This is a genomic window from Paenibacillus sp. FSL H7-0350 (assembly GCF_038593195.1).
Classification (GTDB): Bacteria; Bacillota; Bacilli; order Paenibacillales; family Paenibacillaceae; genus Paenibacillus_AQ.
In genome coordinates this window covers 3,017,910-3,039,817 of record NZ_CP151972.1, presented here as the reverse complement: position 1 = coordinate 3,039,817, position 21,908 = coordinate 3,017,910, and the positions used below count along the sequence as shown (strand labels likewise).

The window sequence follows — 21,908 nt, the reverse complement described above, 5'->3', positions numbered from 1 at the left end:
ATCATGTAAGAATGGACGCTTAAGAGTTCCGCCTGAAGGCAGCAGTGGCAGCAGGAGTTAGGCGATACGCTTCCTGGGCCACTGCTGCCGGGAACAAGCTTCAGGCAGGGATAATAAATTTCAGGTTAATCATGAACACGATCAGGGCGGAGGCCCCCAGGGAAAAGGCGATGCAGCCGGCACCGAGCACTCTGCGCCGGTCTTTGATGAATTTGAAGCCAAGCGCACAGACGAGTATTGTCGTTCCTGCCAGTACAACAGACATGCCGATCATCGCAAACCAATACAGGATTTCAAAAAACTCTGCCATTAGGAAACCCTCCCTTTCAGGCAATAATACAACGAATTTTAATGATTTTCCAGTCAAATGAATCAGGGACATAAGGCCCCGCAGCCATATGCCCTTTTTTGCTGTGGACTGCGATACCACGGACAATCATACAGGAGGGCACGGCCTTTGGTGAGTAATCTATAGGGTAGGCTGGGAATGCGAAAGGAGAGGGCAAATAATGGCGGGGAGAGAACTGGCAAGCAAGCTGCTGAAGACGGCGGCGCTGCTTAGCGATTCACGGGTTGCCGGTTACATTCCGAGAACGCGGGAATATAGTGCTGCCGGATTGTCCGCGATGCTTGGAAGATACGGCAATGTTGTCATCAAGCCGGTTGTAGGCGGAGGAGGCTATGGTGTCATCAAGGTGTTCCGGGATCAGAGGGGGTACGGCTTCACGTATATGAAGAGCACACGTATCTATGGAGACTTCACTTCCATGCGCCAGGCACTGGACAGATTCAAGGTGAAACGGAAATATTTGATCCAGCAGGGTATCTCCCTTGCACGGATCTCCGGGCGACCGATTGATTACCGGGTCAAGGTGGTGAAGAACGGCGAGCACTGGGAGTTTCGCTCTATGGTAGGGAGAGTAGCCCGGCCGGGATTGTTCGTTACGAATCTCTGCAAAGGGGGGACGATGCTAAGCTGCCGCCAGGGACTGCGAAGATCACTGCCAAGAGTGGGGACCTCATCCAAAAAGGCGGAGATGCGCAGGCTGACTTTAGTCTGCACCGAGCTTCTGGAGCGGCATTTTCCGGGGATCGGTGAACTGGGCTTCGACTATGCCGTAGATCATCGGGGGAAGATTTGGATTCTGGAAGTAAATACAAGACCAAAATAATTAATAAAATTTTTATATTTGACGATAAATACAGTAATAGGCTAATATTGCGTTTAGTTGTTCAGATTCAGAGGTAATACAACAAGAAATATCCCAGCCAATTATGAACATTCTAAAAAAGTTTTTGTGTGGAGATGTCAGGTTTCAGCCCTGTGTATAACTGTTATCCCCATAGTCCACTGTGCAATTCCTGACATTATAACCCTTACTCACATATTATACACAGGATTTCCACAGCAGCTTGTGGATAATGAGAACGCTTGTTCGAAAAATGATAGTTTGCTATGATAGATTCAGATCCAAATAAAGGAAAGGTAGGTGAACGTTATGGTTGAATTGTCGGATGAGATGCTGCTTGACTCTTATCACAGAGCGATAGAGCTGCATTTGGAGCATGATTTCATCGCCCTACTTCTCGCTGAAATTCGCAAACGGAACTTACACTCTCCAGACCATGCGGTTCTTCATTAAAGATCAGAGCACATCCTGCAGCATCGTACTTCATCAAACCGCAAGCATCAAGGAATAGGGTATCTTTTCAAGTTGAGGTGGAATCAACCTGAAAGGATACCCTTTTATTATGGCTATAAGGTTATAGACAACCTAGAGCTTAAGATTACTGCTGTGTCCTGGAGACAGCTTCGCATCGGGATCAATATACACCTTGGCGTTATTCACTGCTGTAGGCGCTTCTCCGAATCCGACAGCGATCAGCTTCAGCTTGCCCGGATAGGTCGTGATATCGCCAGCGGCGAAGATTCCCGGAATGCTGGTCTCCATGCGGGAGTCAACCACAATGGAGTTGCCCTCAATGTCGATTCCCCACTCGGCAATCGGTCCCAGGGAGGAGACAAAGCCGAAATTGACAATAACGCTATCCACTTCGATTTCCTGAGTTTCCTTGGTCTTGATATGGGACAAGGTGACCTTGGTAATGAATTCTTCACCGTGCAGCTCCGTAATCTCGGATGGTGTAATTACATTTACCTTAGAGGCCATCAGATTCTCTACACTGTGCTCATGTGCACGGAATTTATCGCGGCGGTGAATCAGGGTTACCTGCTCAGCGATCGGCTCCAGCATCAGCGCCCAGTCTACAGCGGAATCGCCGCCGCCGCTGATCAGTACTTTCTTATCTTTATAAGCATTCAGATCGCTTACGAAGTAATGCAGGTTGGCTTTCTCGAAGCGCTGTGCATCCGCAACCTCCAGACGCCGCGGTTCGAATGCGCCTACGCCTGCCGTGATGATGATAGCTTTGGAGTGATATTCTGCCTTGTCGGTGGTGACAATGAAATGGCGTTCATCCTGCTTCACAACCGATACGACCTTCTCCTCCAGACGGATATCGGACTGGAACAGCTCCATCTGCCGGGACAGGTTATCCACCAGCTCCTGTGCAGTAATTTTGGGGAAGCCGGCGACATCGTAAATATATTTCTCAGGATACAGAGCAGCAAGCTGCCCTCCAAGTTGGGGCATACTCTCAATAAGTGTTACTGAAGCCTGGCGCATACCGCCATAAAAAGCGGCAAATATACCGGCTGGTCCTCCGCCTATAATCAGCAGATCGCTCATAGGAACGGTTTGCTCTAATGTCACGTAATATTACACCTCCGAGTTGATAGTTTCAATTTGCCATACAAGCGTACCTACTCATTATAAACATAGTCTCACCTGCCTGCAAAGCCTTTGATTTCAATGAAAAATGTGACATTTTGTTGTATGATTATATTTGATTAAAACGATACTAAGGTTTACAATGGATATGGTTATTTTAGAAATCCTTTAAGTTTTATTGGAAATTCTTCTGAATTTAAGTGTATAAATTCACAAAAGAAACCTGATTTTTTAACAAAAAATAACACATAGACAGATTCACCTGTTGGAAGGAGCCGGAACATGAGCAGTATTCCCAAAATCGTTATTCTAGGCGCGGGATATGGAGGGATTTTGACCGCCCAGCGGCTGCAGAAAGCTTTGAATTATAATGAAGCCGATGTAACCCTGGTTAACCGCCATGAATATCACTATTTCACGACCCATCTGCATATGCCTGCAGCGGGCACGGACAGCATCGAGCATACACGCGTATCTATCTCCAAATTAATCGATGAGTTCAAGATCGATCTTGTCAAATCCTCGGTGCAGGAGATTCGCACCCAGCAGAAGAAGGTTATTCTGGAGGATGGAACGCTCTCGTATGATTACCTCGTGATTGCCCTTGGTGGTGAGCCTGAAACGTTCGGGATTCCGGGACTCGACAAATATGCGCTGACCATCCGCAGCATCAACTCTGTGCGGCTGATCCGGGAGCATATCCAGTACCAGTTCGCCAAATACAAGAATGAGAATAATGCACAGGAGCACATCAACTTCGTCATTGGCGGTGCGGGCTTCAGCGGGATTGAATTTGTAGCGGAGCTGGCAGACCGGATTCCCGCGCTGTGCAAAGAATTTGATGTCGATCCAAGCATGGTCAACATCTATAATATAGAAGCTGCGCCTACGGCACTGCCCGGGTTTGCGCCTGAGCTGGTGGAGCACGCCATGACCGTGCTCACCAAGAAGGGCGTAACCTTCAAGATGGGCGTAGCAATCAAGGAATGCCTGCCTGGCGGCGTGATTCTGGCCACGGGTGAAGAGATCAAAGCTTCCACCATCGTATGGACCGGCGGTATCCGCGGGAACCGTCTGATTGAAGCTGCCGGCTTCGAAGCGATGCGCGGACGGGTGAAGGTAGACGAATATCTGCGGGCTCCGGGACATGAGAACATCTTCATCATTGGTGACGGCTCCCTCATGATTAATCCGGAAGGGCGTCCATACCCGCCAACGGCACAGATTGCTATGCAGCAGGGAGAATGCTGTGCGCATAATCTCGTAGCGGCCATCCGCAGCCAGCAGCCGAAGAAATTCGCCTTCAGCAACAAGGGGACCGTAGCTTCACTGGGCAAGGGCCAGGGAATTGCCGTAGTCGGCGAGAAGACATACAAAGGCTGGAAGGCAGCGCAGCTGAAGAAGGTTGTCGATATGCGCTACCTGCTCATCATCGGCGGCATTCCGCTCGTCCTCAAAAAAGGAAGATTCCTCTAAGATGCGCCACTGCAGCGTGCAAGTACGCGGACTGTTGACGCGCGAGGAGCTGGACCGCTATAATGCTCTGATTGAGGTAGGCTCTTATCTGGAGGATCAGACCCGGTACGATCTGGCCTACCCTGTTCAGAAGGAGATCGACCTGCTGATCCTCCCGGCCATCGAGCGCCTGAAGGAGAAGAGCCGCGCCCGCGACCAGGCGACAGCGGAATATCTGGAGAGCCTGCGGGATGAGGATGAAGCGGACGAGGACAATTAGGAACCTTCGGCATAAGTGATTTTAAGCTGTAGATATTTATTTATTAAATCCACTTGTGGTATAGTGGAGGTAGAAAAGACGTACAATGCAAAGAGAGCCGTGCTTGCAACACGGCTCTCGGGTGCAATAGCCGCTTTTAAGGGCGGCGGCTTTCGGAAAAGTAGTCAAGAAATAGACCGTCTCCTTTGACCAGGGCGGTCTATTTCTTTTTGAGGTAATTCAGCAAAGCAATAATGAACATGCCAAACATGAACATCAATGACAACGCTTGATAAACCTCCATGAGCCTCACCTCCCTTCCGGGAGATTAGCCGACCGCCCTTGTAAGCCTTCCATTGCTTCTACGATTATACCATTTGATTAGCCTGTATGGATAGGTTTAACAATATTAGAAATACAGAAGGAAGGTTTCCTGAACAGGTCACCTTCCTTTTGTATACATTATGATGCTACAGCTTCAGCATCTCCTCGAACGATTCCTCGTTCAGCAGGGTGCCGACATAGAAGGGGCCGAACTCGCCGTAACGGGCGCTGACTTCATCGAAGCGCATCTCGTAGACGAGCTTCTTGAACTGCAGGGCATCCTCGGCGAACAGCGTTACGCCCCACTCCCAGTCATCGAAGCCGACGGAGCCGGTGATAATCTGCTTCACCTTGCCGGCATAGCTGCGGCCGATCAGGCCGTGCGAATACATCAGCTCCCGGCGTTTGTCCATATCCAGCATGTACCAGTTGTCGGCAAGCTCGCGCTTCTTGTTCATCGGGTAGAAGCAGATATGCTTCATTTGCGGCAGTACAGGCTTCAGCCGGGCAGCCACATGCGGGTTCTGCATCGGGTCGCTGCCGTCTCCGGCGCTTCCTCCTGCTGCGTAGTTACTGAGTTCAACGATGCTTACGTAGGAGTAGGCCTTCGTTGTATATTGGGCAAAGGCAATTTTGTTAAAAGCGGTCTCCAGCGCATTCAGCGCCTCCAGACTCTCTCTTAGAAACATCATCACGAAATCAGCCTTCTGGCCCACGATGGAATAGACGGCAGTGCTGCCTTCCTTCGCTTCCTCGACAGGTCCCCACTCCTGCATGAAGGCATGCAGTTCCTCCAGGGCAACTGCCCGTTCCTCATCATCTGCTGCCGTCCAGGCTGTCCAGTTCAGCGAGCGGAAGTCATGCAGCGCATACCAGCCTTCCAGTGTCAAAGCGGCTTCGTTCAAGTTGTTCACTCCTTATCAATTATCGGTGGAATATCCTCGCGTAAAATCTTCTTTGTCCGCATACCTTAATTATGTATGAACATAGGTCGGGTGCTATTTGCATTGTAGCGCAGCGGGCGGCAGAGAGCAAACGCCGGGGCCCCCATTCACGCTTATTCCGGTATTTAGCGCGATAATGTTCATTGCTTCGCTACATTTTTTCTAGTAAACTTACTATTATATAAGCTTGGGTGTGCGGTTCTTTATAGAGAGAGGGGATGGCGGTACGATGGGATTTATTCCGGTGTTTGTTCTGGCCGTTTTATTCTTTGTGATGATGTTCGGCATTGGCTTCATTCTTAACATGCTGATGAAGACTACCTGGTTCCCTGCCTATCTGTTCGTCATTGTCATTCTTCCGGTGGTGGTCTATTCCATCTGGGACCGGAGCGCGATGTCACTATGGGAGCACCTCTCTACCTTCCACATCGTGGATTATCTTACCGGGATCGCTGGTCTTGCCGGAGCGGTGCTGAGCGGCTGGACCATTCAGAAGCTGCGGCTGGGCGGATACAAGATGTTCTAAACGCTGCCTGAAGGGCGGTACAACAAGAAACGGCTAATCTCCTGCCGGGGAGAAGCCGTTTTTTTTCTGAAATATTAGAATTTATATGTTCCACGCTATAAATTATCCTTCTATTTCTCGCTGAAACGGTACCGCCCTTAAAAGGACGGTAAAGTCGTTTCCACTTGGCTTTTTCCGCCAAAAAGAACAAGGATTCATCTTTATTTTACATTTCCGGCCGGGTGTTTTGTGATAGAATAGAAATCTATATGAATTCGTATATCGTATAGAAGAGGGGGAGGTATCCGCAGATGCGTATGAGCAACCTGCATCATTTCACTGAACATCATCGGTACTGCGTTTCCCGCGAATTTGGTCTAAGCCAGCTGGACGGCCGTATGCTGGGCTCAGTCTATCAGCCAATGGTAGGCGCGTTCGCCATCAGCCTGTACAGATTGCTGTTCGAGCATATTCCGGCTGAATCTATCGGTTATTCCGGGGTGGAGCAGCAGCGCAGGCTCTTTATGACCCTGGGCGTTGAACCTAACGAGAAGGGCCGTAAATATATGGTAGATCAGGCTTCCCGGCTGGAAGCGGTGGGACTGCTGCAGACCTGCCGGCTGTATGCCGCGGAGAACGATGATTATATGTACGAGTACGAATTAATGCCGCCGCTGTCGCCGGCTGATTTTTTTGCAACCCAGCATCTGACGCTGTTGCTCCGGGATAAGATCGGCAAGTTCGCTGTGCTGTCGCTGCGTGAGCAGTTCTGGCACCGGGAACCCGAGGAATGGAGCGGGCGGTCGATGGGAAAAGAGAATATTTCACTGCCCTTTTATGATATTTTTGAGCTGAATACCCATGTAATCGACTATGAGCTGGAGCAGGCCCTGGCCGAGGTAGCTTCCGTGCGTCAACCCGGCACCACCCAAGACGCTGATTCGAATATAGCCTACAGCGATATTATCCTGCGCTTCCCGCGTGAATCGGTGAACCGTGCGCATGTCGAGAAGCTGCGTTTTGACCATAATCAGATGGGTGTCATTAATTATGTGGCCCGCAAATACGAGCTTGGCCCGCAGGATGTATGCCGCCTGCTGGATGAGGATGATGTCTTCACGCCGGACGGAGAGGTGATTCTGGATACGCTGCAATACAAGGCGAGCCAGCATTTCCGTCAGGATAGGAAGCGCCAGGAGAAAAGAGAGATCGCCGCCGCCAAGGTGGTGTCGCTGCGCTCCGCCGCTGAGGAAGAGAGTGATCCTTCTGCAGTGCCGGTGGAGCAGGCTGTCGAAATGGAGTTCTATGTAGAAGTGCCTCCGCAATTTCTGTCCAAATGTGACATTCACCAATATAATATGATGCTGCGCAACGAGCCTTATACACGGCTGTTACAGACATTCTTCCCGGGGGCGGTTCCGGGCCAGCTGATGGATATCTTCGAGAAGATTGATTTGAACTATAAGCTCAGCGGCGAAGTGATCAATGTGCTGATCCATTATCTGATGACGATGGTGGCTTCCGGCGGCGATCAGCGGATGAACCGCAACTTCGTGGAGGCGATTGCCTCCAATATGCTGGTGAAGCAGGTGAATACTTACGAGAAGGCTGTGCGCTATATCCGCGACCAGTCGAAGGTGAAGGGCAAGGGGGCGGCTTCCGCCTCCTCAAGCACAGGCACCGCGGGAACCCGTCAGCGTTCTTATGCGAAGAGCGGCGGGCGGTCCGGCAAGCAGGAGATTCCGATTGTGCTTGATGACGGCAGCGCCGGAACCGTATCGGAAGAGGAATTCGCGGCGATGATGAAGAAAGCGGCCGAGATCAAGGCCAGCAAGAAAAAAGGCGTTCTGAGAACGCCCTGAAGAAAGTGAGGTGCAGCGATGGAGTCTATGGGCGAAGTGCTGCGTTCGATGAACAACCCTGCTCTGCGCCAGCGCTCCCGTGACCTGGAGCAGACCCTGCTGAATCATCCCCTGGTCAAGGAGCTTCAGGCTGAGCACCCCGAGCTGGACGAGTCCCGGCTGCGGCTGCACTTGAGCCGTCTGTACCAATATGTCGAGGAGGACCGGCATTGTAAGAACTGTCCCGGCTTGGCGAATTGTCCGAATGATTTCCAGGGGCATTACAGCAAGCTGTCGGTGGAGACGGTCAACGGTGTAACGGATCTATATGAACGCAAGACACCGTGTAAGCTGAAGATTGCGCAGGAAAATCAGGATAATGTCCGCAAGCGGATTCGCAGCTTCTATGTGGATGAGCGGGTGCTGAACGGCGGATATGATGAGATGGATATTATGGGCAAGGACCCCCGGCGGGCCTCAGCTGTGAACAAGATATTTGACTATATAGGAGCTGTGCGGGCAGAGGGCCTGACTTCGCGGGGCATTTATCTGCAGGGCAGCTTCGGCACCGGCAAAACCTTCCTGATGTGCTATCTGCTCCATGAGCTGGCTATCTCGGGCTACAGCGGCGTGATTGTCTATATGCCGGATTTCATCGAGGAACTGAAGCTGATCATGATGGACAACCAGAAGCTGAAGGAAATGGTCGATACGATGAAGAACTGTGATCTGCTTATCTTCGATGACATCGGAGCCGAGAATCTCAATCCCTGGGCGCGTGACCATGTCCTCGGAGCGATCCTGAACTACCGGATGAACCGCAAGCCGACCTTCTACACCTCGAATTATCCGCTGGACGGGCTGGAGAAGCATCTCAGCATCACTAGCAAGGACGGCGAAGAAGCCTACAAGGGCCAGAGGCTGATGGACCGGATCGCCCCGTTCGTGGATGTTATTCCACTGCATGGGGAGAACCAGCGCGGCAAGGCCAGAGGCTGAGTTTTTATTACTTTATAAAAAGGGGACTCCGCCAGCATCTGGCCGGGGTCCCCTTTTTGCTATGCTTAGATTTAGCTGGCGATAAATTTCCACCAATTGATATTGAACAGATATCCGCTGCCGCCCGTGAATTTCAGGTAAAGGTCATGAGTCCCGCTTGCTCCGCTGACCGTGCAGGTCTTGGTTACCCAGCTCTGCCAGCCCCCCGTATTCTGTACCGCACAGGTGCCGATCAGTGTTCCAGTTGGACTGTCCAGCCGCAGCTCGATATTACCGCCGCTGCCTGCTGACGCTACCCGGGCCTCGAAGCCGGAAGCTCCGGCGCCGAAGTTCACATTCTTGATTTTGAGATAATCGCCGTGATCGATGAAGCCGACATTCATTCCCCCGTCTGTATCCGAGGTGGGCTCGGTCTCTACCCCGGCTGCCCATGCGCTGGTCTCGGCTTGTGTTCTGACATAGGGGTTAAGGGTGGCGAGGGGCTGTGGCCCGGCGGTTGTCATGTTGATGACCGGGAAGCTTCCGTCCGCGTTGTAGGTGAATTGCTCTACCCCCACTGACCGGGTGAAGCCGCCTCCTCCAGGCAGTGCGCCATTGTGATAAAAGAAATAAGAGCGTCCTTTGAAGTCGATGATGCCCGGGTGATTCGTGAAGCTGCCGCCCTGCGTGGGCATGATAATTCCCCGGTACTTCCACGGGCCGGTAGGCGAAGAGCTGGTGGAGTAGGCGATATTCTCAGGAATGCCGCTTGCGCCGTAGACCATGTAGTATAAGCTGCCGCGTTTGTAGAACCAGGGACCTTCTTCGTAGAGGGTCGGTCTGTCAGCATTGCCGTTTCGTACACCGAAGCTGTCTGTGGTCATAGGCACCTGGATAATACCCGTACTCTGGTTGTAGGAGATCATATCCGGGTTCAGCTTCACATATTTCAGTGTCGGGTTCCCCCAGTAGAGATAAGCCTGGCCGTCACTGTCCACATATACCGTCGGATCAATGTCGCCCCAGCTGCTGGAGACGAGCGGTTTGCCGATGGCGTCCACGAACGGCCCGGTCGGGCTGTTTGAGACGGCGACGCCGATGGCGGGCCGTCCGAGCGAAGTGCTTTTGGCCGTGACATAAAAGTAGAATTTGCCGTTGCGCTCAATGACCTGGCTGGCCCAAGCTTCTCCGCTCGACCAGCTGAACGCCTTATAGGATAGCGGTGACCCGTGATCTGTCCAGTTCGCCATGTCCTTGGAAGAGTAGACCCTCCAATCATTCATCGTATAGTAGGTCGAGTTGTCTTCGTCATGTCCGGTGTACAGGTAGACCGTATCATTGTATACAAGCGGGGCCGGGTCTGCCGTGTAGATGGTCTGTACAACAGGGTTGTCGGCGAACGATACCGGGGAATATAGCGCCGATGCCAACAAGCCTGCGACAGCAAGGCTGACAAGCTTTTTCATTCTTTTATCCTCCTCAAAATAGGGTATAAGAGCGCTTTCGCTTACAGAGTAACACGGCTCCTGTGAAACAAAAATGTGTTTTCTTTTTAATAAATTGTAAATTTATGTTATTATTAATGATCCGTGATAGAACGTAACCTGAACGCAAAAAAATCCGGCATCCTGCCCTGACGCGGGCGAAGAATACCGGACACTGCACCTAAGCAGCTATTCGGACAGATACTTGATAATCACCATTCCGAAGAAGACCACGGTCATGAAGCCGGTCATCCCGAAGAAACCGACCATCAGATCACCGAGATCGTGGCGGGGCTCCTCATTGACATGCTCCCGCGGGTCACGGACCTGTGCGTTGACATTGACGTCCATTCGCTTCTTCCTCCTTGCTGTTGCATGACTGCATGAAGTGGGTTACAGTTATACATGTGAGAGAAGTCATTGACAATTAATGCGCTTTCTTCAAGTATACGAAGATGCAGAGAAGATGTAAAGATAAGATCGGCGTTCATTCCTATATCTGCTGCCAGAAGGGTGATTTTATGATACATATAAGACCTATGGAACCGCAGGAATATGATTTTCTTATGGATATGCATTATGAGTCCATACATATCGAACAAGGGAAGCCTCCCAGAAGTGAGCTGCTGAATTCTCCGGGGATGGTGAAATATAACGAGAATTGGGGCAGACAAGGCGATACGGCTCTTATTGCCCTTATTGATAATATTCCCGCAGGTGCCGCCTGGTACAGGCTATTTGACGAGACGAACCAGGGCTACGGATTTGTGGATGCGCAGACGCCAGAATTAGGTGTGGCTATACGGTCTGACTATAGGCAGCGGGGGGTAGGAATCAGACTCATGCAGGCCATCACTCAACAAGCTGTTTCCGAGGGGTACACCGCCCTTTCTCTCAGCGTTGATCCGGAGAATCAGGCGGCCGTCCGGTTATATGACAGACTCGGATTTCAGTTTCACGGAATTTCTGGAACCTCCTGGACGATGAAGCTGGATATTACAAATTAATTTTATACAATATAATTTCTTAAAATATATAACAAATGCATTGTATTTATGTTATACTGAGGATGTGTCGGTAAATGATAATTTGGTTATCATATTACATGAAGCATTTTATCCCGCTATGATTTCGGAGTAAATTCTGCGGACTTGGCTCAGGCTATAGAAGCGGAAGTTATTTCGTACAGCTTAAGCTCACAAAACTTTTTGAGGAGGAACAATATCATGGCTATCGTGAACGTGTCTGACCAATCCTTCGTGAATGAAGTGGAAGGTCAAGGTACTGTAGTAGTAGATTTCTGGGCACCTTGGTGCGGCCCTTGCAAAATGCTTGCCCCAATTCTCGAGGAATTGTCCACCGAGCTGGGTGACGATGTGAAGATCGCTAAATTGAACGTGGATGAGAATCCGGAGACAGCTTCCCGTTTTGGAGTAATGAGTATTCCTACTCTGATCTTCTTCAAAGACGGCCAGCCTGTAGACAAAGTCGTAGGACTGAACTCCAAGGATTCCCTTAAGAATATCGTAGCTAAGCACCAATAATGTATGATCATATGCTGTAACCGGGGCCTCGCGGCCCCTTCAGACAAAGCGCCTTCGGTACTCCGAGGGCGCTTTGTCTGTCAATAGAAACGGGTGTTCTATATTAAGGCTTGAATATGTAGTACATTCTATTCTAAACTTACCTTATAACCGTGTAGTAACAGGTGGGGGAGAACTTATGGATTATATGGATAATATCCGCAACAAGCTTGCGCTGCTGCCTGATCTGCCCGGCTGCTATCTGATGAAGAATCAAGAGGGCACGATCATCTATGTCGGCAAGGCCAAAGTGCTGAAGAACCGTGTACGCTCTTATTTTACCGGCAGTCACAACGGGAAGACGCAGCGGCTGGTCGCCAATATTGTTGATTTCGAATATATCGTGACATCGAGCAATATGGAAGCACTCATTCTGGAGTGCAATCTGATCAAGAAGCATATGCCGCGCTACAACGTGCTGCTTAAGGATGACAAGACCTTTCCTTATCTGAAAATCACTAATGAAGCCCATCCGCGCCTGGAGGTTACCCGCCGGGTGCTGAAAGATAAAGCTAAATATTTCGGCCCGTATCCGAACAGCTACGCCGCCCAGCAGACCAAGAAGCTGCTCGACCGGATGTATCCGCTGCGCAAATGCGGGGTGATGCCGAAGGAGGTCTGCCTGTACTATCACATGGGTCAGTGCCTTGCGCCGTGTGAGAAGGAAGTGCCGAAGTCGGCTTATGAGGAGATTATTCAGAATATCTCTTCCTTCCTCGGGGGCGGACATGATGCGGTGAAGAAGGATCTGCAGAAGAAGATGCAGGAGGCGGCCGAGGAGCTGTATTTCGAGCGGGCCAAGGAGCTGCGTGACCAGATTCAACACATCGATGCCGTCATGGAGAAGCAGAAGATCAATACGGCTGACACCAAGGACCGTGACGTCTTCGGTTATGAGGTGGACAAGGGCTGGATGTGTGTGCAGATTCTGTATATGCGGCAGGGGAAAATGATTCAGCGCCACTCGTCGGCTTTTCCGTTCTACGGGGAGGCGTACAGTGACTTCATGTCTTATGTGACGCAGTATTACAGCGACAACCCCGCGCTGCCGCAGGAAATCCTGCTGCCGGATATGGCAAGCGCCGGAATGCTTCCGCCGGAAGCAGGCGGCGCTCCCGGCCAGGGAAGCAGTGTGCAGGCGGCAGGCGTTATGCCGAGCGGCCAGGCGCTGATGGCGGCCTTAGGCGCAGAAGATGAATCGGAGGCAATTGCGCAGACCGGTGAGACGGGAATTGCAGGTGAGGGTCTTGCGGGTGCTCCGGCAGCGGCTGATGAAGCTGTGCAGGAGCAGGCGGAGCAGGAGGCGGCAGCCGAAGGGACCGTGGATGCGGCCGGGGGCGCAGCCGCCCTGCAGGAATGGCTGGGCATCAAAGTGCTGGTGCCGCAGCGCGGGCTGAAGAAGCAGATGATCGGCATGGCCTGCCAGAACAGCCGGGTCGCGCTGAATGAGAAGTTCCGCCTGATCGAGCGGGACGAAGAGCGTACCTCCGGGGCGGCCAGCAGTCTGGGGCAGAGCCTGGGGCTGGACTCGCTGAACCGGATCGAAGCGTTCGATAATTCGAATATCCAGGGAGCCAATCCGGTCTCGGCCATGGTGGTCTTCATCGACGGCAAGCCTGCCCGCAAGGAGTATCGTAAGTATAAGGTCCGCACCGTACAGGGGCCGGATGATTATGAGACGATGCGCGAGGTGATCCGGCGGCGTTATGAACGGGTGCTGAAGGAGAATCTGCCGCAGCCGGATCTGATCGTAGTCGATGGAGGAAAGGGCCAGATCTCTTCGGCGATCGATATTCTGCAGAATGAGCTGGGATTATTCATTCCCGTCTGCGGTCTGGTCAAGGATGACAAGCACAGAACCGCCCAGTTGCTGGTCGGCGACTCCGCCGAGCCGGTCTCGCTCGCGCGGGACAGCCAGGAGTTCTACCTGCTGCAGCGTATCCAGGATGAGGTTCACCGGTTCGCCATTACGTTCCACCGGGAGCAGCGCGGCAAATCGATGGTCACCTCGAAGCTGGATTCGATTCCTGGCATCGGGGATAAGCGCAGGAAGCTGCTGCTGAAGCATTTCGGGTCGCTTAAGAAGATTAAGGAAGCCTCCATCGAGGATTTCAAGGTGCTGTCCATCGGTGAGAAGCTGGCCGGTCAGATTCTGGAGGCGCTCAATGATGAGGAGCCGTCAATCTAAAAAAAGTTCGAACGGTAACGCAGCTGAAGCCGGTCCCATGTGGGCCGGCTTCTTTGGACTGGGTTAGGAATGGATGATATCGCCAGAAATCTGGCTAAATCCCCCGGAAGGCAGGCTAAGGGTGGATCAAATGTATGCGAATAAGCGAACACAATTAGAGTTGCAGGGGCGCGCGGGGCAAATGTATGCGAAAAAGCGAACACAATTAGAGTTGCAGGGGCGTGCGGGCCAAATGTAATCGAAAAACCGATTATATTGCGCCGGTTAGTGGCGTGCGGGCCAAATGTAATCGAAAAACCGATTATATTGCGCCGGTTAGTGGCGTGCGGGCCAAATGTAATCGAAAAACCGATTACATTGCGCCGGTTAGTGGCGTGCGGGCCGAGTGTAATCGAAAAACCGACTACATTGCGCCGGGTGGTGCTGTGCGTGCTCAATGTAATCGAAAAACCGATTACATTGAGCGTGGCAGAGGCGCGCGCCGAATTTACATAGGAAACTGAACACTATGAGCTGCTGCGTAATTAACTTAATCTTTACTTTCTGCATAGGATCGTTGATATTTGTATAATTCTGGCCGTTTCCGGTAAAGGATACGCTTCACTGGTTGTCCGTGCTTATCTGAAAGAGGGAGATGTAGTCTTTGAAGTGGAGGATAACAGACTCCGTTCTCCCGTCCGCCCGTATCGTTCTCTGATGGAAGAGGCATAACTGCTATAGCAATAAAGCAGCGGCTGCGCTATCCCGGAGGAGGAAGCGCAGCCGCTGCTGGTTCTTATGGAGCAGGATTCGATTCTACCAGCTTCGGCTCCCGCGGAGGGTTGAAGCGGTACACCAGATAACCTACGATGAACGGCAGAATGATCGTGACGGTACCGGCTCCGATATTCACTGTATCCTTCATGAAGATCAGCGTCGCCCCCATCAGGATGCTGTCAAATACCACATGGCTGAACATCACCGCGATGAACCCGTACCGGATGAAAATATAGCTGAACAGCAGACCGATCACCGTCAGCTCAATCGGCCGCGAGATGACCGGATAGATCGGGTAGAGCGTATGTCCGAGCGCCCAGATCAGGGTCGTAATCAGTGAAGCGATGAGCGTATTCTTGACTAGCTTCTTCAGCATGCGGATGCCGAACAGACGGTAGACCGCCTCTTCCGAGAGGCCGGCAAGCCAGGCTACAATCGGCAGCAGCCAGGCATATTTCATATTGTAAGGCGACTGGCTGGCGTCTGTGGTGGACCAGTTATCCAGCGTATAGGACAGAATAATGAACATGACGGTCTGTACGCCAAGCAGAATGAAGGCCCAGATATAACCTGCCTGGATACTCTTCAGTACATATTGGCCGTAGCCGGGCTCGGAGGCCCGGGGCCAAGGATTCAGCTTCTCCTCGGAACGCCACAAGCCGTCCCCTCCGACCAGGGAGAAGTAGAGCAGGAGCGACATCAGCAGACTATATAGAACGTAGATGATGAACATGACTAAGGCTGTAACTCTTGCCTCAGCACTGCCGCTGCCGGTTTCGGACACCACATTGTAGCTGCTGACCATCATGATCAGGAAATGGACGGAGCTCAGGAAGATTCCGCGCTTCCAGGAAGTATGCTTCCTGCGCAGAATGCCGTAGATCAGCGCCAGAAGGCCCAGCAGCAGGGTCGGCAGGCCATAGCCGTACAAGGTTAGCTTCTTGGCCAGCGAGGTCTGACCATCCACGTAGGCATCATGCCAGGCAGGGGCCGAGAATCCGGCACGGAAGTACGAGACCTCGCCGTTCAGATAATTGAATTGGTACCTAAGCGGTAATTCACCTATGGTGACGGAGCTGTCGGAATAGACAAGTCCGTAGCCATCAAGGTTAGCCTCAATCTTCAGCTTGGCGGGATTGGCCCCCCAGAGCTTCAGCCAGGGGCGGGCGAGGCTTTCTTTTGCCTCCAGGCTCAAGTCCGGTATGCTGCTTGCAGGATTGGCAGTACCGGTACGTTTGGTTGCTGCCGCGGGCCGCTCGCCGTAATTCAGTCCGGCCGCTGCGTCGGCATCGGCACCAACGGCAAAAGCTACGGGCTCGCCAGTATACATATTGAGGTCAACTGCCAGTCGGGCTGCCGCCTCTCCGGACGTATAGAGCACCGCATGGTACACATCGAATGGATAACGCTGGTCGAGCTTGTTCTTGGAATAGTCCGGGAGCAGCTTCTCCCGGGACATATAGCCATAGAAAGAAGAGTCTGTCTTGTACAGGATCACCCATTCATCTCCGGCTGCGGTTTCGTAGCCGAGCTGCCCGGCGGCAAACGTGGCGGCTTTCTCCCGGATTTCACTTTTGCTGAGAATAGTTGTATCCCCATCTGAACTGGAGATGAGCTGGGGAGCGATCTGGAACATGACAAATAGAATGAGTCCGAGAATTCCGGCAAGGATAAGCTTGGTAGTAAGGGGCCGCTGATGCAGGGGCTGGCCGACGGGATTCATGGAACGCCTCCTTAGTCTGAATTTATCTTGCTTTCTTGAAAAGCCGTACTATCCTCTTACGTGAAGATGGCCGGGCTTATGCCTGTTTCTTGGCCGCCTGCTCTTTATTTGTTCCCAGTGCCAGGTGGAAATACTTGGCGCCTGCTACGGTGCAGCACATGGCAAGCGGGAGGCCGACCAGGGCGGCGAGGCCAGGAATGGACCATAACGGATAAGGAGCACTGGTGAACTCCTCTGGATACAGATATTTGCTGATCTGAGGCAGGATGAGCATGACAGCCATTGTCATGACAAAGATCAACGGGAGCAGTGCCTTGGATCTCATCAGGTAATAGATGCTTTGCAGCACACCCAGCCCCAGTGTCAATGCCAGTGTGTAGACAACAAGGGAATACCACAGCCAGGATATATATAGGCTGATGTGATATGGAGCGGGACTCCCAATAACCTGTGTTGCTGCAATGCCGGCAAGCATGGAACAGAACAGCACGAGAAGGATGCGCATGACTGTAACCCATACAGCGGCAACTCCGGAGAGCAGCAGACGCAGCCGGCTGTGCGGAAATAACAGCCACCAGGCCAGCTGCTTATGGCTGGAACTGCTGCGGATCATCATCCACAAGAACCCGAACAGCACGGGAAAGGTAAAGGGAATTCCGATGCATGTCAGGAAACCCTCGAGGTCGCCGGTTAAAAAATAGGCGGCAACGGCCATAAGCACTGGAAGAGTGAGCTTCAGTCCGATGACAAGCCTGTGCCTTTCCATTGAGCGCAGAAGGCTTGCATCCAGTCTGTATAAGCTCAGCAAGGGGGATCGGCTGCTTGTAGAACGTGCAGAACGGGCCAGTACCCGATGCTTTGTATAGCTGGAACGCAGGAGTGAGCCTTCAGCTAGCCTGCTCTCCGGTTGCGGGAGCATACTGAAGCTCTTGCCGGCAATTACGGGCAGCAGGAAATAGTAAGCGCTCAAGTCGAGTATAAGCAATATCACGCTATATATTAGCATATATTGCGTCGATAGATACTCAGACTCGTAGAAGGCGGCAGTAGTGGCGTTATCATTCAACACAATGATGGTGGTTAAAGGTGCCAGCCAGAGCAGTGGATAAAGAACACCAAGCAGCAGGAGCAGAGCATGGTTGCGAATAGCCATCAGCACACTAACCAGCAGACCGCTCATGATGGCTAAGGGCAACAGGGTGAGAATAAGCAAGCTGTAAGCAATCAATGTATAGATGAACCCGAAGGCAGACAGCGGCTCATACCGGCCGGACAGAACAGAGAGTCCATAGAGCACAGCGGCAGCAGTGAAGATGGGAACGGCTATTCTCAGGCTGAGCTTCAGCAGGCTGAGCGCCTTGGCCTTGAGCAGGGTAAGCCGCGGGGCCGGAAAAGTCAGGAACCAATCCTTATGCCGCTGCCCGTAAAAGATTATCATATGTATAGAGGATACTCCCATCGCGATAATCCATAGCAGCATCGCAGCTGTAAGGAACGGAGACTGTGGAGTTATGCAGGAGAGCGGGAAGAATAGACCGGCAGGCAGCAATACAGCCAGCAGAGCCAGGCCAGCCAGCAGCTCATGTACCTTCTTCAGACGATAGCGGCTATATTCCAGCTTCACAAGAGTCTTAAGCGCCGTCATGCGAACACTTCCCGGTAGCGTGACTCCACAGAATAACCGGAGTGCCGCAGTTGATCCACATCATCAATTCCCTGAATCCGGCCGCCGCCGATCAGAATCAGCCGGTCAAAGAGCAGCTCCATTTCCCGGATATCATGGGTGGCAATCAGGAAGGTCCGGCAGCCGCCTGCCATCTCCCCTACCACAGCAGAGGCAATCACTTCTCTGGAGATCAGATCCACACCGGTGAACGGCTCATCCAGAATAATTAGCGCTGCCTGACGAGAGAGGCAGGTTAAGAGCTGCAGACGGGCTTCCTCGCCGCGGGACATGGTGGAGATTAGCGAGTCCGGTGTGACGGATAGGCTAAGCAGCAGCTCTGCGGCCTTGCCGCTGTCCCAGTCCGGGTAGATGCCTGCGGCGAAGCCCAGCCATTCCTGCACGGTCAGCCAGCCGGGCAGACTGCTGCGGTCAGGAAGCATGGAGAGCTCTCCGAGCCGCTCAACACCAGCGGGTCTTCCGTTAATGCTGACCGTGCCGGACCCTGCGGGGATCAGACCGGATATAATCCGCAGCAGGGAGGACTTGCCTGCACCGTTCGGTCCAAGCAGGCCGGTGATGCTGCCCTGGGGAATGTGGAAGCTGATGCCGTCCAGGATCACCCGGTTTTTAATCTCGAACCGTAAATCCTTGCACTCAACTGCAGCGGGAAGGGCGGGCGTTTCTATTACCGATCTATTCATAGTCATTATTTCAATCCTCCTTATCGAATTGCAGCATTTGCTCGGCAGTAAGACCAAGCGCAGCGGCAGTGTCCTTGAACTGCTGTACAGCCTGGCGGATGATTGCTTTACGTGCATCCTTAATGACACTTTCTTCCCGGGTGACAAAGGTTCCCTGACCACGGTAGGTTACAATCAGCCCCATCCGCTCCAGCTCCTGGTACGTCCGGGCGGCAGTAGTGGGATTGACACCTCTGCCGGCTGCCAGGTCCCTGACAGAGGGTAGACGTGATCCCGGTGGAATGATGCCGCTAACAATCCGCTCCCGGATAGCGCCAACAAACTGTTCATAGATCGGAAGTGACGGATTAATCAGGAAGTGCTCCGGTAATAGCTCAAAGGTAGAATCCACCTATGTCCTCCCTTCTACATCTCTCTTTATGGTGTGTATGGATACTGACCATACACTTTATGAACCCAGTGTACCACCAACCACCATACAATTTCAAGCCGAATTTTAGAAAAACAGGACTTAACGTGCATCTCAAGCAGTGTTTGCTTTGTATATAGAAAATGAGTCTTTGTGAAGTTAGGCAATAACGTATATAATTTTGTATGCTTATCTGATAATGACCGATTCGTAACTTCTAATAAGGAACCCTGAAAGGATGAGAAGTTTGGCGCCACCGTCTTCCAAGATCACCGGCTTCCGATTCCTGAAGCTGGCTCCTCCGCAAATCCTGGTGCTGAGCTTCGCTGCGGTCATCCTCATCGGCACGTTGCTGCTTATGCTTCCGGTATCCAGCGTACCCGGTCAGCCGCTCAGCTTCATGGATGCGCTGTTCACAGCCACCTCCGCGGCCTGTGTGACCGGTCTGGCTGTAGTGGATACCGGGACCCATCTTACCGGCTTCGGACAAGCGGTTATTCTGGTGCTGATCCAGATCGGCGGGCTCGGGTTCATGACCATGGCCACGCTGTTTGCCCTGGTGTTCAGGCGCAGAATCTCACTGCGTGACCGGCTGATTCTTCAGGAAGCCATGAATCAGAGCTCGATGGAAGGGATTGTGCGGCTGATCCGCAAGGTGCTGCTCTATTCCCTGGTCATTGAAGCTGCGGGAGCACTTCTCCTGTCTATCCGCTGGGCGGTAGATATGCCGTTAGGCCGCGCAGTCTACTACGGGGTATTCCACGCGGTGTCGATGTTTAATAACGCCGGATTCGATCTGTTCGGCGGGCATGATCACAGCTTAATCAGCTATGTCGGAGACCCTGTCATTAACCTGGTCGTTATGTTCCTGATCATCTCCGGGGGAATCGGCTTCATCGTAATCTCCGATCTGGCCGACTTCCGCCGCACCCGGCGGCTGTCGCTGCACAGCAAGGTGGTGCTGTCGATGACAGCCGGACTGATTATGACCGGAATGGTGGTCATCTTCATCTTCGAGTTCACCAATTCCCGGACCCTGGGACCGCTGAATCTCGGGAGCAAGCTGTGGGCCTCCCTGTTCCAATCCGTGGCACCGCGTACGGCAGGAGCCAATTCGCTGGATATCACGGGCCTGCGTCAGGCCACGCAGTTCTTCATCGTGATCCTGATGTTCATCGGGGCATCCCCGGGCTCTACCGGCGGCGGCATCAAGACCACTACCTTCACGCTGATGCTTGGAGCTGTTATCTCCATGCTGCGCGGCCGCGAAGACATCGTGCTCTTCCGTTACCGGCTGGCTCAGGAGCGCGTGTTCAAGGCACTGACCATTACGCTGTTAGCACTGCTGCTGATCGTTACGGTCTCCATGATGCTCTCGACTACAGAGGGGCTGCCGTATCTGATGATTCTGTTCGAGACGATCTCGGCGTTTGCCAATGTCGGACTAAGTCTGGGCTTGACCCCGGAGCTGACGCAGGTCGGCAAGATCCTGATCTGCCTGACCATGTTCGCCGGACGGCTGGGGCTGCTGACGCTGGCGTATGCGCTCGGCCCGAGACAGGGTAAACCATTATATAAATATCCGGAAGGCAAAATGATAATTGGATAGGGGAATCAAGTCATGAAACCACAGCAGTTTGTTGTAATCGGCCTGGGCCGCTTCGGTTCAAGTCTGGCGCTGGAGCTGATGTCCATGGGCTACGAGGTCCTCGGGATCGACCCCCAGGAGGAGAGGGTAGAGGCTATGACCGGGCAACTGACCCATGCAGTCATGGCGGATGCTACGGATGAAGGGATTATGCGCTCACTCGGAGTGCGTAATTTCGACTGCGGCATTGTGGCGATCGGGGATAATATGGAGCGGAGTATTCTAGCAGCGATTCTGCTCAAAGAGTTGGGCGTCAAGCAGGTGGTCGGCAAAGCCATCTCCATTCTGCACGGCCGCGCGCTGTCGAAGCTGGGGGTGGACCGGGTGATTTTCCCGGAGCGGGATATGGGTATCCGCGTGGCTCATCAGCTGGTGACGCCGAATCTGCTTGATTATATCGAGATATCCAAGGATTACAAGGTTGTTGAGCTGACGGTACCTGCCTGCATGAACGGTAAAAGCCTCTCCGAGCTGAACACCCGCGCCAAATACGGCTGCAGCATCATTGCCCTGAACCGCGAGGATGGCATCATTGTTGCCCCGACCGCGCATGATCATGTGCATCAGGGGGACATCATGGTGGTGATCGGCTCCAACGACAGTATCGAGGAGTTCGAGGATGAAGCGGTGAATGTGGAGTAAGCACTTCCTG

General features: G+C 52.6%; 22 protein-coding genes. 12 read left to right on the top strand and 10 right to left on the bottom strand.

All coding sequences use genetic code 11. From position 1 onward, the window contains the following. Nucleotides 1-100: 100 nt before the first annotated feature. Entirely contained in the window at nucleotides 101-310 is a 210-nt protein-coding gene (locus NYE24_RS13875) for a hypothetical protein (RefSeq protein WP_036701644.1), read from the bottom strand. A gap of 199 nt (nucleotides 311-509) precedes the next feature. On the opposite strand from NYE24_RS13875, the gene NYE24_RS13870 reads away from it, so the two are divergent. Together NYE24_RS13870 and sda are read left to right on the top strand one after the other, a co-directional pair. Next, nucleotides 510-1,172 carry a YheC/YheD family protein gene (locus NYE24_RS13870; RefSeq protein WP_036701641.1) on the top strand — a complete coding sequence of 221 codons (663 nt, stop codon included), beginning with the start codon at nucleotides 510-512 and terminating at the stop codon, nucleotides 1,170-1,172. A 327-nt stretch (nucleotides 1,173-1,499) separates the two neighbouring features. Then, a complete protein-coding gene (gene sda / locus NYE24_RS13865; protein ID WP_036721967.1) occupies nucleotides 1,500-1,643 on the top strand; it encodes a sporulation histidine kinase inhibitor Sda in 144 nt (47 codons plus the stop codon). Between the two features lie 132 nt (nucleotides 1,644-1,775). Here sda and NYE24_RS13860 read toward each other — a convergent pair whose 3' ends face one another. Then, nucleotides 1,776-2,750 (bottom strand): NAD(P)/FAD-dependent oxidoreductase, encoded by a 975-nt coding sequence (locus tag NYE24_RS13860; RefSeq protein ID WP_342479239.1) that lies wholly within the window; start codon nucleotides 2,748-2,750, stop codon nucleotides 1,776-1,778. A gap of 324 nt (nucleotides 2,751-3,074) precedes the next feature. Between NYE24_RS13860 and NYE24_RS13855 the strand changes: the two genes are divergently transcribed. Both NYE24_RS13855 and NYE24_RS13850 read left to right on the top strand, forming a co-directional pair. Further along, a complete protein-coding gene (locus tag NYE24_RS13855) occupies nucleotides 3,075-4,268 on the top strand; it encodes an NAD(P)/FAD-dependent oxidoreductase (RefSeq protein WP_036701637.1) in 1,194 nt (397 codons plus the stop codon). Between the two features lies 1 nt (nucleotide 4,269). Continuing rightward, complete coding sequence (locus NYE24_RS13850) at nucleotides 4,270-4,527, top strand: hypothetical protein (protein ID WP_342478912.1); 258 nt, start codon at nucleotides 4,270-4,272, stop codon at nucleotides 4,525-4,527. Between the two features lie 199 nt (nucleotides 4,528-4,726). On the opposite strand, the gene NYE24_RS13845 is transcribed toward NYE24_RS13850, so the two are convergent. Further along, on the bottom strand, nucleotides 4,727-4,810 hold the full coding sequence (locus NYE24_RS13845) for a putative holin-like toxin (RefSeq protein WP_219214875.1): 84 nt from the start codon (nucleotides 4,808-4,810) through the stop codon (nucleotides 4,727-4,729). 166 nt (nucleotides 4,811-4,976) lie between these two features. Continuing rightward, nucleotides 4,977-5,735 carry a hydrogen peroxide-dependent heme synthase gene (hemQ, locus tag NYE24_RS13840; RefSeq protein WP_342478911.1) on the bottom strand — a complete coding sequence of 253 codons (759 nt, stop codon included), beginning with the start codon at nucleotides 5,733-5,735 and terminating at the stop codon, nucleotides 4,977-4,979. Nucleotides 5,736-6,003: 268 nt separating this feature from the next. Here hemQ and NYE24_RS13835 point away from each other — a divergent pair, with 268 nt between their 5' ends. From NYE24_RS13835 to dnaI, 3 genes are all read left to right on the top strand, one after another. Further along, entirely contained in the window at nucleotides 6,004-6,300 is a 297-nt protein-coding gene (locus tag NYE24_RS13835; protein ID WP_025707684.1) for a YuiB family protein, read from the top strand. Nucleotides 6,301-6,590: 290 nt separating this feature from the next. Continuing rightward, the gene (locus NYE24_RS13830; RefSeq protein ID WP_341026761.1) at nucleotides 6,591-8,141 is read left to right on the top strand and encodes a helicase DnaB; all 1,551 of its coding nucleotides are present in this window, start codon (nucleotides 6,591-6,593) and stop codon (nucleotides 8,139-8,141) included. A gap of 18 nt (nucleotides 8,142-8,159) precedes the next feature. Continuing rightward, complete coding sequence (gene dnaI, locus NYE24_RS13825) at nucleotides 8,160-9,119, top strand: primosomal protein DnaI (RefSeq protein WP_342478910.1); 960 nt, start codon at nucleotides 8,160-8,162, stop codon at nucleotides 9,117-9,119. Between the two features lie 71 nt (nucleotides 9,120-9,190). On the opposite strand, the gene NYE24_RS13820 is transcribed toward dnaI, so the two are convergent. Together NYE24_RS13820 and NYE24_RS13815 are read right to left on the bottom strand one after the other, a co-directional pair. Next, nucleotides 9,191-10,564 (bottom strand): glycoside hydrolase family 43 protein, encoded by a 1,374-nt coding sequence (locus tag NYE24_RS13820; protein ID WP_342478909.1) that lies wholly within the window; start codon nucleotides 10,562-10,564, stop codon nucleotides 9,191-9,193. A gap of 207 nt (nucleotides 10,565-10,771) precedes the next feature. After that, complete coding sequence (locus tag NYE24_RS13815; RefSeq protein WP_143804448.1) at nucleotides 10,772-10,933, bottom strand: YqzM family protein; 162 nt, start codon at nucleotides 10,931-10,933, stop codon at nucleotides 10,772-10,774. 170 nt (nucleotides 10,934-11,103) lie between these two features. Between NYE24_RS13815 and NYE24_RS13810 the strand changes: the two genes are divergently transcribed. The 3 genes from NYE24_RS13810 (at nucleotide 11,104) to uvrC (ending at nucleotide 14,353) form a co-directional block, all read left to right on the top strand. After that, complete coding sequence (locus NYE24_RS13810; RefSeq protein ID WP_076162290.1) at nucleotides 11,104-11,589, top strand: GNAT family N-acetyltransferase; 486 nt, start codon at nucleotides 11,104-11,106, stop codon at nucleotides 11,587-11,589. A gap of 219 nt (nucleotides 11,590-11,808) precedes the next feature. Next, nucleotides 11,809-12,126, top strand: a complete 318-nt coding sequence (trxA, locus tag NYE24_RS13805) for a thioredoxin (protein WP_036701616.1) — start codon at nucleotides 11,809-11,811, stop codon at nucleotides 12,124-12,126. A 178-nt stretch (nucleotides 12,127-12,304) separates the two neighbouring features. Then, complete coding sequence (uvrC, locus tag NYE24_RS13800) at nucleotides 12,305-14,353, top strand: excinuclease ABC subunit UvrC (protein WP_342478908.1); 2,049 nt, start codon at nucleotides 12,305-12,307, stop codon at nucleotides 14,351-14,353. Between the two features lie 775 nt (nucleotides 14,354-15,128). Here uvrC and NYE24_RS13795 read toward each other — a convergent pair. The 4 genes from NYE24_RS13795 to NYE24_RS13780 all read right to left on the bottom strand — a co-directional run bounded on the left by NYE24_RS13795 (nucleotide 15,129) and on the right by NYE24_RS13780 (nucleotide 19,590). Then, nucleotides 15,129-16,832: a CPBP family intramembrane glutamic endopeptidase gene (locus NYE24_RS13795; protein ID WP_036701612.1), complete on the bottom strand. Its 1,704-nt coding sequence runs from the start codon at nucleotides 16,830-16,832 to the stop codon at nucleotides 15,129-15,131. A 76-nt stretch (nucleotides 16,833-16,908) separates the two neighbouring features. Beyond that, nucleotides 16,909-18,477, bottom strand: coding sequence for a hypothetical protein (locus NYE24_RS13790; RefSeq protein ID WP_342478907.1), 1,569 nt, complete (start codon nucleotides 18,475-18,477; stop codon nucleotides 16,909-16,911). Continuing rightward, nucleotides 18,474-19,205 carry an ABC transporter ATP-binding protein gene (locus NYE24_RS13785; RefSeq protein WP_084649104.1) on the bottom strand — a complete coding sequence of 244 codons (732 nt, stop codon included), beginning with the start codon at nucleotides 19,203-19,205 and terminating at the stop codon, nucleotides 18,474-18,476. Before NYE24_RS13785 ends, NYE24_RS13790 begins: the two co-directional genes overlap by 4 nt. Nucleotides 19,206-19,209: 4 nt before the next feature. Continuing rightward, nucleotides 19,210-19,590: a GntR family transcriptional regulator gene (locus NYE24_RS13780; RefSeq protein WP_051494081.1), complete on the bottom strand. Its 381-nt coding sequence runs from the start codon at nucleotides 19,588-19,590 to the stop codon at nucleotides 19,210-19,212. A 265-nt stretch (nucleotides 19,591-19,855) separates the two neighbouring features. On the opposite strand from NYE24_RS13780, the gene NYE24_RS13775 reads away from it, so the two are divergent. Further along, nucleotides 19,856-21,217, top strand: coding sequence for a TrkH family potassium uptake protein (locus tag NYE24_RS13775; protein WP_342478906.1), 1,362 nt, complete (start codon nucleotides 19,856-19,858; stop codon nucleotides 21,215-21,217). Nucleotides 21,218-21,229: 12 nt separating this feature from the next. Continuing rightward, on the top strand, nucleotides 21,230-21,898 hold the full coding sequence (locus NYE24_RS13770; RefSeq protein WP_036701608.1) for a TrkA family potassium uptake protein: 669 nt from the start codon (nucleotides 21,230-21,232) through the stop codon (nucleotides 21,896-21,898). The last annotated feature ends 10 nt before the right edge of the window (nucleotides 21,899-21,908 follow it).